The organism is Mycobacterium sp. 1165196.3 (assembly GCF_001673415.1).
GTDB classification, from domain to species: Bacteria; Actinomycetota; Actinomycetes; order Mycobacteriales; family Mycobacteriaceae; genus Mycobacterium; species Mycobacterium europaeum_A.
Window position 1 is genome coordinate 1 of the sequence record NZ_LZLU01000023.1, and the last position, 12,729, is coordinate 12,729.

General features: G+C 66.8%; 8 protein-coding genes and 3 pseudogenes. 5 read left to right on the forward strand and 6 right to left on the reverse strand.

The annotated features are described in order from the left end of the window. The 5 genes from A5659_RS02695 to A5659_RS02715 all read right to left on the reverse strand — a co-directional run. Positions 1 to 1,139, reverse strand: a 1,139-nt coding sequence (locus A5659_RS02695) for a hypothetical protein (RefSeq protein ID WP_197497892.1), incomplete at its 3' end; no start/stop codon positions are given. After that, positions 1,136 to 2,233, reverse strand: coding sequence for a hypothetical protein (locus A5659_RS02700; RefSeq protein ID WP_067179191.1), 1,098 nt, complete (start codon positions 2,231 to 2,233; stop codon positions 1,136 to 1,138). The genes A5659_RS02700 and A5659_RS02695, both read right to left, overlap by 4 nt. 709 nt (positions 2,234 to 2,942) lie before the next feature. Beyond that, on the reverse strand, positions 2,943 to 3,272 hold the full coding sequence (locus tag A5659_RS02705) for a hypothetical protein (RefSeq protein ID WP_156748778.1): 330 nt from the start codon (positions 3,270 to 3,272) through the stop codon (positions 2,943 to 2,945). Positions 3,273 to 4,387: 1,115 nt separating this feature from the next. Further along, on the reverse strand, positions 4,388 to 5,020 hold the full coding sequence (locus tag A5659_RS02710; RefSeq protein WP_067179195.1) for a ribonuclease D: 633 nt from the start codon (positions 5,018 to 5,020) through the stop codon (positions 4,388 to 4,390). Beyond that, positions 5,020 to 5,820 (reverse strand): hypothetical protein, encoded by an 801-nt coding sequence (locus A5659_RS02715; RefSeq protein WP_067179197.1) that lies wholly within the window; start codon positions 5,818 to 5,820, stop codon positions 5,020 to 5,022. Before A5659_RS02715 ends, A5659_RS02710 begins: the two co-directional genes overlap by 1 nt. A gap of 292 nt (positions 5,821 to 6,112) precedes the next feature. Between A5659_RS02715 and trmB the strand changes: the two genes are divergently transcribed. The 4 genes and pseudogenes from trmB to A5659_RS02750 form a co-directional block, all read left to right on the forward strand. After that, positions 6,113 to 6,895 carry a tRNA (guanosine(46)-N7)-methyltransferase TrmB gene (trmB, locus tag A5659_RS02720; RefSeq protein WP_197497893.1) on the forward strand — a complete coding sequence of 261 codons (783 nt, stop codon included), beginning with the start codon at positions 6,113 to 6,115 and terminating at the stop codon, positions 6,893 to 6,895. 13 nt (positions 6,896 to 6,908) lie between these two features. Then, entirely contained in the window at positions 6,909 to 7,622 is a 714-nt protein-coding gene (locus A5659_RS02725; protein WP_066866063.1) for an NYN domain-containing protein, read from the forward strand. A 61-nt stretch (positions 7,623 to 7,683) separates the two neighbouring features. After that, a pseudogene (locus A5659_RS26660) lies at positions 7,684 to 10,282 on the forward strand (MMPL family transporter); the annotation flags it as partial. Positions 10,283 to 10,285: 3 nt separating this feature from the next. Beyond that, a pseudogene (locus tag A5659_RS02750) lies at positions 10,286 to 10,888 on the forward strand (AI-2E family transporter); the annotation flags it as partial. Positions 10,889 to 11,225: 337 nt separating this feature from the next. Here A5659_RS02750 and A5659_RS02755 read toward each other — a convergent pair. After that, positions 11,226 to 11,882, reverse strand: a pseudogene (locus A5659_RS02755) (AI-2E family transporter); the annotation flags it as partial. A 179-nt stretch (positions 11,883 to 12,061) separates the two neighbouring features. Here A5659_RS02755 and A5659_RS02760 point away from each other — a divergent pair. Continuing rightward, a partial coding sequence (locus tag A5659_RS02760; RefSeq protein ID WP_369829352.1) for a lysylphosphatidylglycerol synthase domain-containing protein occupies positions 12,062 to 12,729 on the forward strand: 668 nt, incomplete at its 3' end.

Sequence of the window (12,729 nt, forward strand, 5' to 3'; positions counted from 1 at the left end):
ACCATGTAGGTGAGCGCCAGCGAGATCGCCACGCACGCCAGGGCCGCGACGACGGCCAGCGCCGGGTTCAGCCGCGAGGCCACGCCGCTCATCAGCCGGCTCAAGGTCAGCGCCACCCCGAGTCCGAACCCGACGCCCAGCACCACCATCAGCCAGGTTTCCTGCCGGCGCGATTTCAGCGGCGGGGGCGCCGCATCGACCGTGGGCAGCTGCTCGAGCGGCGGCAGTTCCATCGGCACGTGCACCGCCTGCGCCACCTCGGCGAGCTTCAGGTCGGTGTCGCGGCTGACCTCGGCGACCACCTCCTCCAGCGCCTCGTAGGCGTCCGTCTCGAAGCCCGGCATGTTGCGTCGCGACAAACCCGCCGCGTGTTCCTGCAGTTCGGTGCGCACCGACGCGCACCGGTTGCGCGCGGAGTGCGACAGCGCCACCCGGGCCTGCTGGATATGACCGCGCAGCGTGATGGTGCGCTCGCTTTTGGCCTGGCGCCGCTGTTGCAGGGCGGTGCTGCGCTCTTCGCGCAGCGCCTCGACCCGGGCCCGCCGGCCGGACCCCTCGACCTCGCGGTCGAACCGCCGCGCCATCGTCTCCAGCCGGGATTCCCACGCCCGCAACCTGTTTCGCCGTGCCAGATCGGGGTCGTCGAGCTGCGCAGAGACGGCCGCGACCAGGTCGTCGACGTCTGGGTCGCCCAGGTCGGGCAGGGCCGCCGCGCCCACCCAGGGCGCCCGGGCGTAACGCGCCGCATGCGTCCCCAACGCGTCGCAGTTCGCGGCGACGATGTCCCGCCAGTTCAGGTGCACGTCGATCTTGGACACCACCCCGACGATCGCGTCGGTGTGCTCGGTCGCGGCGTCCAGCAGCGCGCAGTCGGACGGTGCCAGGTTTGCCGCCGCGGACACGACGAACACCACCGCGATCGGCACCTCGCCCGGGCCCAGATCCGCCGACTCGACGAACGTGTGCTGCGGGAGCCGCTTGCGCAGCGCATCGGCGACCGCGGTGACCCCGGCCAGCCAGGGGCCGGTCACCAGCACGGCGTCGCGGCGCTGAATGGCCGGCGGGTCCAGCCCCGGCCCGGCGGCCGCCACCAGTGCGTCCACCGCGGCGACGGGATCGTCGCTCGCGTCGCCGCTCACCAGGAATCCCCCGGCAACGAGGCGCAGGCCTGGGACCACAACCGCAGCGATCCCCGGGCGATGTCCGCGCCGCACGCGCGATGCAATTCGCTGGCCGAGGCGCGGCTGTAGCGCTGCCAGCGCACCGCCCGCGGCAGGTGCGCGGCCGGATCACGACGAGCGCCGCGACCCGGGTGGCCGCCCGGGTCGAGCCCGGCCGCCTCGGCCAGGTCCACGGCGGCCGCCATCCGCGCGACCACGGTGTCGTCGCGGGACAGGAACCCGCTGATGCGCTCGCCCAGCGCGCCGCCCCCGGCGGCCAGCGCCTCGAGTTCGGTGACGGCGTCGCGCACCCGCTGATAGCGCGCCGCGGCGCCCAGCACGCCGATCCTGGCCAGCACGCCGTCGACGCCGCTCATCCGGTGCAGCAGGGTCAGCACCTGGGCCGGGGTCCGGCCCTGCCGGAAGGCGGCGACCGCCAGCGCGGTGCCGAACAGGTCGAGGGTCTCCAGCAGGCGGTGGCGCACGTCGGTCGGCACCGGAACGTCGGCGCCCAAGAATCCGGCGAAGGAGCCCTCGAAGCAGGCGGTGGCGCCGGGGTGGGCGGCGAGCGCCGACAACGCCGTCCACAGGGTGCTGTCCAGGTCGTCGAGCGCGGTGAGCGCAAGCAGCCCGGTCATCGGCTCCATCGGCACGCCGACGCGCGCCGAGAGCTCGGTGCACCTCGCGCGCGCCGCCGCGACGGGCCCGTCACCCCGGCCGGACAGCGAGCCCGCCAGATCGGCCTTGTTCAGCACCGCCAGCACCGGGCGACCGGCCGCTGCGGCCTGGCCGATCGCCTGGGTGTCCTCGGGCTTGACCACCTCCGCGAGCACGCGGACCAGCACGTCCGCCTCGCCATCGGTCTCGGGGTCCACCACCGCGATGCCCGCCGCGCGTCCCGCGCCGTCCAGCGCGCGGCGCACGGTGCGGCAGCCGACCCCCCGGCGGCCGCCCACAACCACGCGCAGCGGTGCGGCGGTGCGCTGCACGATCGCCGCCACGCGTGGGTCGACCTGGCCGGCGGCAAACCGCGCCAGCTCGCCGACGAAAGTCTGGTGTCCTTGTCCCCTCATATCCCGCCTGTTCGGTCCGGATGACCAGCGTCCCGGCCGCGTCGAAACTACTGCGTGCTGCGCCGAGGCCGAGCGGTCCCACCGAATGGTGGCACCCGCGTCACGAAGAAGCGAGCCACTGTTAATCAGTTACCAGGTCAAGGCAACTGTTGGGTTATAGACCTGTGGATTGTTAACCACCTGTGACCAGGTAAAACGAGACCATATCGTTTCGATATAGAGGCCTATAAATCATCGCGCTAGGACATTTTCAACCGGTTTTCGGCGCCGGACCGGCCCCGTTCCGAGAGGACGTCACCCATGACTCCGGCTGTTGCTGTCGGGCTTGACCATCATGGATATCGCGCAGCATCGGCAGATCCAGCCCTCCCGGAGGGTTATGGACCAAGCACTCGGCCGCTCGCGGCGGACTCCGGCCCTGGAGGTCTTCAGCGAGTCGGCCAGACAAGTGTACGTGTTGCGGATCGAACTGCTGCTATCCCGTCTGATGCCAAGGGCTTTGGAGCCGGACGACCCGCAGCAGCTCAGGGCATGGAAAAATCGTACGGCTACTCGAGCAGCAGGCCCGGTTTCACATGCTGCTCGCGATTCGCGGAGCGATCGACGATCCCGGCATGCCGGGCGACCAAGCGGCCGGTCCTATCGCTGGACAGTATCGGGGTCGGTTCCGCGACGACCTCGCCCCCCGGCCGCTTCAGGAAAGCGCCGCTTACTGCGGATTGATTCTGAGGTTGATCTGCTGAACTAGTGCCGCGAGATGTTCGTCTTCTGCTAGCGCTGCGGCTCTAGCCTGCTCGGCATCCTTTTCCACTCCGGGAAGTTCAGCATTCAAGGTCTCGATCACTTGACCAAAGAACTGGGATGTGGTTTCGATGATGCCCTGCATAGGGTCCCTGTCGGGAATCTCGATTTCTATCCCGTGCTCTACCAGCTGGTTCCGCTCGTAAGGGTCGAGCGGTCGCGTGAACCAGACCCTGACGGGAAACTTCTCCGGATGGCCGTGGTTTTGAACGCGGTAAGTCTTCCAGCTTTGGTCCACCAACTCGACCCTCAAGATTCTCAGTGGCGCGAACACTCACATCCCCTTGCCGTCGTTCGGGCTAACGGCACTTTAGCGCTGTGCGGGGCGTGCACCCGCTGAAAACTATCCCCGCCACCGCTTGCCGATTTCCACGGCGTACGCCCGTTCGTAGCCATCTTTGTAGGCGTCTTCGTACGTGTCCTTGTAAGACTCGTCGTAGGCATCTTTGCAAGCCTCGTGGTACTCCTCCTGGACGGCTTACTTGGCGACCTCGTGGGCGTCCTCCTTCGCGGCTTCGTGCGCCTCTTCCTCAACGATCTCGATGGGGGCTTCCGCAGGCTCCTGCTGCTGCGCCCACCAATCGTCGGCAATGCCGGCGACCTTGCGGGAGACAGAAGGCTTGCCCGTGAATTGGGAGCCGAAGATATTGTCGGCCCTCGCGGTTTCCTTCCACTTACCAGCCCCCGTCTAGGGCTCGAATCGCGTGAAGGTATCCGCTGAAAAAGGCGTCGTGGGGAAAGTCTCCCCGACGAGTCACAGATTTCACCGGCGCGACCGGACCGCGCCTTCTTCTTCTCGAGATTGCTGGGACGAGCGTTTTTGGGCTTGTCGCCTCGCGATAGTTTGCCCGCTTTAGCCCCAAATTCGGAGCCGGAGAGGGCCAGCCCCGGACGAGAGGGAAAACCATGACCACCGACCCACTCACGTCCCACGCTGCCGCGAAGCTGCGGCACCCGGCCGGAACCGAGCCGCACGGCGACATGCTCTCGCCGCAGGAGACGGAGCTGCTGTTCCAACGCCCTTGCGGAAGAGCGAGGCAAACTCACGGCCAGGAGACGTTCCCTCGCGTCGGAGCTCCGGCAGATCGCCTCCGAACTCGGGGTGATCGACTCACAGCTAGGCGACATCGAACAATCCGAAAACTGGCTCCTCGAATGAAGACTCTGCTGGTCCTCGTAGTCCTGGGCGCGGCGTGCAGGCGAGAACGCGGAAGACCACGGTCGTCGGGGTGGGGTTCGCGGTGGCCCAAACCCACCCCCACCTCGTAGTGTGCGTAGCCCTTGTCGCGGCAGCTATGTAACTGTTCGTTAGGTCCGTACGTCTGTGCCTATGGGCCGACACAACTTGGCTAGCTAGTAGGCAAAAACGTCGCCGCATCCACGGATGTCAGTCTCCACGCGTACTGGCACGTATTCGAATGTCCGCTCCGCGATGTCGGCGACGCCACTTGCGCGCGCTTCGTCCATCAATTTTTCCAAGAGGGGGACGAGGTACTTCACGTCTAGTGCTGCGTAGGTCAGCTGCTCACTCGTTAATTCTGGCGAAAGCCAGTTCGACGTCTGCTGGCTCTTGTCTAACACAATCCCGAGGAACCGATCTACCAATGGCTTAAGGCTGTGTTCTCTACTGTCCGCCTCTGGCCGTACAATTTTCGACAAGATTTTTGTGCATGCGACCCTTCGAGCATCGGCCTTCCAGTGGTATCGCATAAATCGCAAGTCAAAGGGCGCGTGGTGAAAGACTTTTAGGACGTGCTCGGACATCAGCAACTCTCGAAGCCTGTCGGGCCGACGCTCATCAATACGAATTACCTGTGTTCCCACATTCGGCACGTGCAACTGGCAGGTGGCAATGCGTTCAAGCCGCCAGTCGAGTCCACTGGTTTCGATGTCCCACGCCACCAGTCCTGTATCTCTTACAGCACTTTCGAAATCTGCAGAAATATCGCCGGCGACCAGGTCGATTTCCTGAATGTGACGAATCATTATTTACCTCCCACAAGACCGTCCAATGGGACTGATCTACTTTGGTTTTCGATCGCGGCAAGTTCTTGCACGAAGAAGTCACGCAACGTGCCTTGTCCTACAAGGATTGTCGGCACATCGCCGCGTGCGCGCTTGTTGGAATAGAACGTCACGAGCACTTTGTCGTCGAAGTGATAACAAGTAAAAGTCGGATCTCCGGCCCGGTAATAAATCCGGATATCCGCTTCGCTAGATATGCCCAACTTCGCAAATTCTTCCGCTGCCTCGCGAACGGCAGTTCGGACCTTATCTGGCGAGTAATCATAGCGCTTCGCAAGGACTGACATCGTCATGTCATCATCGGGGTCGGGTAGAAAGAGCCGCAGACGGTTACCCTTCGTTGCAGCGAAATTTTCAAGCCTCGTCCAGTTGTACTTCCGCCAACTGCTGCCGTAAGAAATGAAAACAGATATATTTCTTGCATTCCGGAATAGATCATCCCAGTTAATGCCATCGAGGTACTTCATTGTCACCCGGTCGATGCCGGCGGTGCTGACGTCGGACTCAATCCTTACTTTCTCAAGCACCTCCTCCATGATGTCCCTCTTGCCGCGGAGGTCCCAAAGGATGGCCAGGCCACCGATGGTGATCAGCAACCCCCCGAGCTGATTTACCGTGGTCTGAAGAGCGGAATGACGCGTGAACCAGCTGATATTCGAGAGCCACATTGCACCGAATCCAGCCCCGAGGATGACCAACCCGTAGAGGACGGTCTTATAGGTGGTGAGCTTCGCCCGCACACCTTTGCTGTCGTCACTCACAGCGCCACACCAGCGAGCCTCACGAACTTCACGATAAGGGGGCCCACCGACAAATGCGCTTCGACGTGCCGAGGCGCAGGGGTAGGCATGCAGGGCCGAAGCAACTCAGCCGAGGAAAGGAGGGCGCCAGTGACCGGTGAGCGGGCCGCTCCTCCCCCGACTCAGTACCAAATAGTGTCGTGCTCACGCTAGCCGACAACCGCTTGTTTCTCCCCACCTATACAGCAGGAGCCCGGTCTCAAGGCAACTGTTAGGTATCAATCCGGACCAGGGGCGGCTACATCCGAGGCTTATAGGCCACCATGGACAAATGCATGCGCAGCGCGGGGTGGCGATGTCTGCTGACACGCCCTCGGGGAACTCGGACCGCCCCGACCAGCGCTACCTCCCCGCCACGGCGTTCCGCGCCCGGCGAGCGGCCCTGTCCGATGCCCAGCGCCAGACCTGGGAACGCCGGTGGCCCGAGCTCGGCCTGTCGATAGGCGCCGCGGCCGACGAACCCGAAAACCCCGAACCCCCGCTGGATACCCGCGCGTGGTTCGGGCGCCAGGCGCCGGTGGTGCTCGAAATCGGTTGCGGCAGCGGCACATCCACGCTGGCGATGGCCAAGGAGGAGCCCGGCATCGACGTGGTCGCGGTGGAGGTCTACCGGCGTGGGCTGGCGCAGCTGCTGTGCGCGATCGACCGCGACAAGGTGAGCAACATCCGGCTGATCCGCGGCAACGCGGTCGACGTCCTGCAACGCCTCATCGCGCCGGCGTCGCTGACCGGGGTGCGCGTCTTCTTCCCCGACCCGTGGCCGAAGGCGCGGCACCACAAACGCAGGTTCCTACAGCCGGGCACGATTGGCTTGATAGCCGACCGGCTACTCCCTGGTGGTGTCCTGCACGTTGCGACGGACCACGCCGGCTACGCCGAGCACATTGCCGAGGTCGGCGCGGGCGAACCCCGGCTGCGCCCGGTCGATCCCGACGATGCGCTGGCGATCTCGGTCACGCGCCCGACCACCAAGTACGAGACGAAGGCTCAAGAAGCGGGCAGCGCCGTCACCGAGTTCATTTGGCTTAGACGATGAGTAGGCGATGACCATGAGCCTGACCGAAGAGACCGCGGCGGGGGCCGAACCCGTCGCGCCGCCGGCGGTGCTGACCGGCGACGCGTTGGGCGACTTCCCTCCCCCGGGGGGACGGGTGTTGCTGGTGTGGGACGCTCCCAACCTCGACATGGGCCTGGGCTCCATCCTGGGCAGGCGCCCGACGGCTCTCGAGCGCCCGCGGTTCGACGCCCTGGGACGCTGGTTGTTGGCGCGCACGGCCGAGGTCAGCGCCACCCGCCCCGGCGTCGTGGTGGAACCCGAGGCCACCGTCTTCACCAACATCGCGCCGGGCAGCGCCGACGTCGTCCGGCCCTGGGTGGACGCGCTCCGTAACGTGGGGTTCGCGGTGTTCGCCAAGCCGAAGATCGACGAGGACAGCGACGTCGACCGCGACATGCTGGCCCACATCGAACTGCGGCGCACCGAGGGGTTGGCGGCGCTGGTGGTGGCCTCCGCGGACGGTCAGGCTTTTCGCCACCCGCTGGAGGACATCGCCCGAACCGGGGTCAGCGTCCAGGTGATCGGATTTCGCGAACATGCGAGTTGGGCGCTAGCGTCGGATACCTTGGACTTCGTTGATCTGGAGGATATCGCTGGTGTCTTCCGGGAACCGTTGCCGCGGATCGGCCTAGATTCGCTGCCTGACCAGGGAGCGTGGCTGCAGCCGTTCCGGCCGCTGTCCGCGCTGTTGACCGCGCGTGTGTGACACTGGCTTGAAAAACCGAAAGATGCCGCGCGGGTCGTTAACGATCCAGTAAGGAGCTTGCGTGTTCGCCTGGTGGGGTCGAACTGTGTACCGGTATCGGTACATCGTGATCGGGGTCACGGTAGCTCTGTGTCTGCTGGGTGGCGTCTTCGGAATCAGCCTGGGCAAGCATGTTACACAGAGCGGCTTCTACGACGACGGCAGCCAATCGGTGAAGGCGTCGGTGCTGGGCGACCAGACCTACGGCCGCGACCGCACCAGCCACGTGGTGGCCACCTTCACCGCTCCCAACGGAAAAACGGTCGATGACGCGGCGTGGCGGGACAAGCTCGTCGCCGAGCTCAACAAGTTCAAGACCGATCACCCCGACCAGGTCGTCGGGTGGGCCGGCTGGCTTGCGGCGCCCGACAGCACCAACCCGGTGATCAAGGGGATGGTGAGCGAGGACAGGAAGCACACCTTCGTGTCCATCCCGCTGAAGGGTGACGACGACGACAGCATCCTCAACAACTACAAGGCCATCGCCCCGGATCTGCAGAAGCTCAACGGCGGCACCGTGCAACTCGCCGGTCTCGAGCCGATCGCCAACGCCCTGACGGGCACCATCGCCACCGACCAGCGCCGCATGGAGGTCCTCGCGGTGCCGATGGTGGCGGTGGTCCTGTTCCTCGTCTTCGGCGGCGCGGTCGCCGCCGGCCTGCCGGCCATCGTGGGCGGCCTGAGCATCGCCGGCTCGCTGGGCATCCTGCGGCTGGTCGCCGTGTTCGGGCCCGTGCACTATTTCGCCCAGCCGGTGGTGTCCCTGATCGGCCTGGGCATCGCGATCGACTACGGGCTATTCGTGGTGAGCCGGTTCCGGGAGGAGATCGCCGAGGGCTACGACACCGAGGCCGCGGTGCGAAGAACCGTGATGACGGCCGGGCGCACCGTGACCTTCTCCGCGGTGCTGATCATCGCCTCAAGCGCCAGCCTGCTGGTGCTTCCGCAGGGCTTCGTGCACTCGTTGACCTACGCGATCTTCGCCGCGGTGGGTCTCGCCGCCTTGCTGTCGATCACCTTCCTGCCGGCCTGCCTGGGCATCCTCGGCCGCCACGTCGACGCGCTGGGCGTGCGGACCGCGTTCCGGGTGCCGTTCCTGCGGAACTGGAAGTACTCGCGGGCCTATCTGAACTGGCTGGCCGACCGGCTGCAGAAGACCAAGACGCGCGAAGAGGTCGAGGCCGGCTTCTGGGGCAAGCTGGTCAACTGGGTGATGAAAAAGCCGCTGGCGTTCGCCATCCCGATCGCGGTCGGCATGATCCTGCTGGTCATCCCGCTGGGCAACCTGTCGTTCGGCGGGATGAGCGAGAAGTACCTGCCGCCCGACAACCCCGTGCGCCTGGCGCAGGAGCACTTCGACAAGCAGTTCCCCGGCTACCGCACCGAGCAGCTGACCGTGGTGATCCAGAGCGACAACCACAGCAAGGTGACCGACCAGCAGGTCGCCGACATCCGCAACCGGATTTCCTCGATCGGCGGTTTCACCGACAAGACCTGGCAGGAACGGCCGTGTCCGACCATCGCCGGGAACCCCTGCGTCGCCGGCCCGAACGGGACCACGGTGCCCAAGGACGGCTCGGTGCGGGTGATCCAGAACGGCCTGCTCAACAAGAATGACGCCGAAAAGAAGATCGCTGAACTGCGGGCGGTGAACCCGCCGAAGGGCCTGAACCTGTATGTCGGCGGCACGCCGGCACTCGAGCAGGACAGCATCCACAGCCTGTTCGCCAAGGCGCCGCTGATGCTGGTGCTGCTGCTGGGCGCGACGCTGCTGCTGATGTTCCTGGCGTTCGGCTCGGTGGTGCTGCCGATCAAGGCGGTGCTGATGAGCGCGCTCACGCTGGGGTCGACGATGGGCATCCTGACGTGGATTTTCGTCGACGGTCACCTGTCCGGGGTGCTGAATTTCACGCCGACGCCGCTGATGGTGGTGGTGATCGCGTTGGTCGTCGCCGTCGGCTTCGGGCTGGCCACCGACTACGAGGTGTTCCTCGTCTCGCGGATGGTCGAGGCGCGCGAACGCGGTATGTCCACCGCCGAGGCCATCCGGATCGGCACCGCGACCACCGGGCGCCTGATCACGGCCGCCGCCCTGGTGCTGGCCGTGGTCGCCAGTTCGTTCGTGTTTTCCGATTTGGTGTTGATGAAGTATCTGGCCTTCGGCCTGATGGCGGCGCTGCTGCTCGACGCCACCATCGTGCGGATGTTCCTGGTGCCGTCGGTGATGAAGCTGCTCGGCGACGACTGCTGGTGGGCGCCGCGCTGGGCCCGGCGCCTGCAGAACAAGATCGGGCTGGGTGAGATCGACCTGCCCGACGAGCGCAAGCGGCCCACGCTCAACGGCCGGCCCGCGCGCCCGCCCGTGGCGGCCAGCCTGGTCGCCGCGGCACCGCGCCCGCCGCACGACCCCACCCACCCGGCGGCGCCGGAGCCGTCGCGCCCCGCCCGCCCGGCGCCCGCCGATCCGCGGCCCGCGCAGGACCCAGCCGCGAGCGCGACACGGACCCCGGCGCGGCCCAACCAGCCGACCGAGGCTCAGACCCACCGTTTCTCCGCGCAGGGCGGCCCTGGCGCACCCGGCCGTGACCGGCCGGCCGACCCCCGCCCCGCCACCAATTCCGCGCCGCAACATCTGGCAGTACGTCGTGCAGATCGTCCCGTCGCACGTGCGGCACCGGGTGCACGAGGCCGGCAACGCCGGGTACGGATCGCTGATCGGATACGTGCGGGCCACCTTCCTGGTGGCGCTGACCGACGCGGCCGGTGTCGGCACCGGTCTGGCGATCATGGGCATCCCCCTCGCGCTGCCGCTGGCATCGGTCGTGTTCCTTGGCGCATTCATCCCGCTGGTCGGTGCCCTGGTCTCGGGCCTGGTGGCCGTCGTGGTCGCGCTGCTGGCCAAGGGCATCGTTTACGCGCTGATCACGCTGGGCCTGCTGATCGCCGTCAACCAGATCGAGGCGCACCTGCTGCAACCGCTGGTGATGGGCCGCGCGGTCTCGATTCACCCGCTCGGGGTGGTGCTCGCCATCTCCACCGGCGGCGTGCTGGCCGGCATCGTCGGCGCCCTGCTGGCGGTCCCGACGGTCGCATTCCTCAACAACGCGATCCACGTGCTGCTGGCACCGGACCCAGAGGCGGAAGCCGAAAAACAGACCGAGGAAGCGGACGAGCAGAGCGCGATCCTGCAGGCCGAACCGGACCAGCCCGAGAACGCATCCGGCTGAGGCCCAAGACTTTTCGCTTGGGCCGGGTGACCGGCTACAGCCGTCCCTCGCGGCGCAGCAGATCCTGCGCGGACAGTCCGCCGCCGGAGCGTCGGCGTTGCCGGGCCGGGTCGCCGTTTTCGTTCTGCTCGTGCGCGTTCACCTGCTCGCTGGCCGCGTTCGGGTCATTCGGGCCCGAGCCTTCCGACCGCATTTTCGGCAGGGCGGTGGTGGGTTCGGCGGCGTCACCGTCCTCGGAACGGTTGCCGGGCACCGGAATGGCCCGCGTCTGATCGCCGGACGGCGGTGCCGCCGGACCGGTGGCCGGTGGCCGGTGGGGGGTCTGCGGCGCGGAATTGGTGGCCCGCACGTATCCGATCAGCGATCCGTACCCGGCGTTGCCGGCCTCGTGCACCCGGTGCCGCACGTGCGACGGGACGATCTGCACGACGTACTGCCAGATGTTGCGGCCCCCGTAGAGGAAGAAGATCAGCGTGAACAGCACCAGCACCGCCGCCGTGACGAGCTCGGTGACGGTGGCCGCGGTCGACAGCGCGCCGCTGGTCAGCTTCGCCTGATTGTTGTGCAGCGCCTCGATGGCGGCGTTGCCCGCGCTGTCGATCTGTTCGTTGCGCAGGTGCGCGGGCCCGTGGATCAGCCAGCGGCGCGTCGACTCGATGCTGTGGGTCACCTGTTCGGTCAGGCCGGGCAGGCCGTCGATGAACTGCAGGATGACGAACGCCAGGATGCCCCCCAGGATGGCGAAGCCACCCAGCAACACCAGCGCCACCGCGCCACCGCGGGGCATGCCGCGTTTGTCCAGCCAGTCCACCACCGGCACCAGCAGCGCGCTCAGCAGCAGCGCCACCAGCACCGGAACGACGATGACTTCCAGCTTCTGCACCACCCACAGCAGGGCGACCACGGCGATCAGGATGACGAGCAAACGCCAGGCCCAGGCGGCGGTCTTGCGGACAAGGGGTTCGACCGAGGCATCGTCGACGTTTGCTGACATTGGGCCAGCCTATCCGCAGCGGGGCGCCGTCAAACGTGTCCCGGCTGTGTCCGCGCGCCTCTGCGCGTCGCCCGGAGCCATCACCGTCGGCACGATCCGGTTACGACCCCGGAACGTCCGGGACACGGTAGGCGATGCGCAGCGATCGCGGCGCCACCTGCACCGTTACCCTAAATCACGTGCCGCACGACGCACCCGCCGATAAAACCACACCCCCGCGGGAGGTGCTCCCGCCTTCTTGCGTGGGCGAGACCCCGCGCGGGAAGTACTGGTGGGCGCGCTGGGTGATCCTGGGCGCGGTAGCGATCGTGCTCGCCGTCGAGGTTTCGCTGGGCTGGGATCAGCTGGCCAAGGCCTGGATGAGCCTGTACGAGGCGAACTGGTGGTGGCTGCTCGCCTCGGTGGTGGCGGCGGCCGCGTCGATGCACAGCTTCGCCCAGATCCAGCGCACGTTGCTCAGGTCGGCGGGCGTGCATGTCAAGCAGTTGCGGTCCGAGGCGGCCTTCTACGCCGCCAATTCGCTGAGCACCACGATGCCCGGCGGGCCCGTGCTGTCAGCGACCTTCCTGTTCCGCCAGCAGCGGCTCTGGGGCGCCTCGACGGTGGTGGCGTCGTGGCAGCTGGTGATGTCGGGCGTGCTGCAGGCGGTCGGGTTGGCTTTGCTCGGCCTGGGCGGCGCCTTCCTGCTGGGCGCGAAGAACAACCCGTTCTCGTTGCTGTTCACCCTCGGCGGCTTCGTGGCGTTGCTGCTGCTGGCCCAGGCCGTCGCGTCGCGCCCGGAGCTGATCGACGGCATCGGCAGCCGGGTCCTCGCGTGGGTCAACTCGGTTCGCGGCAGGCCGGCCGA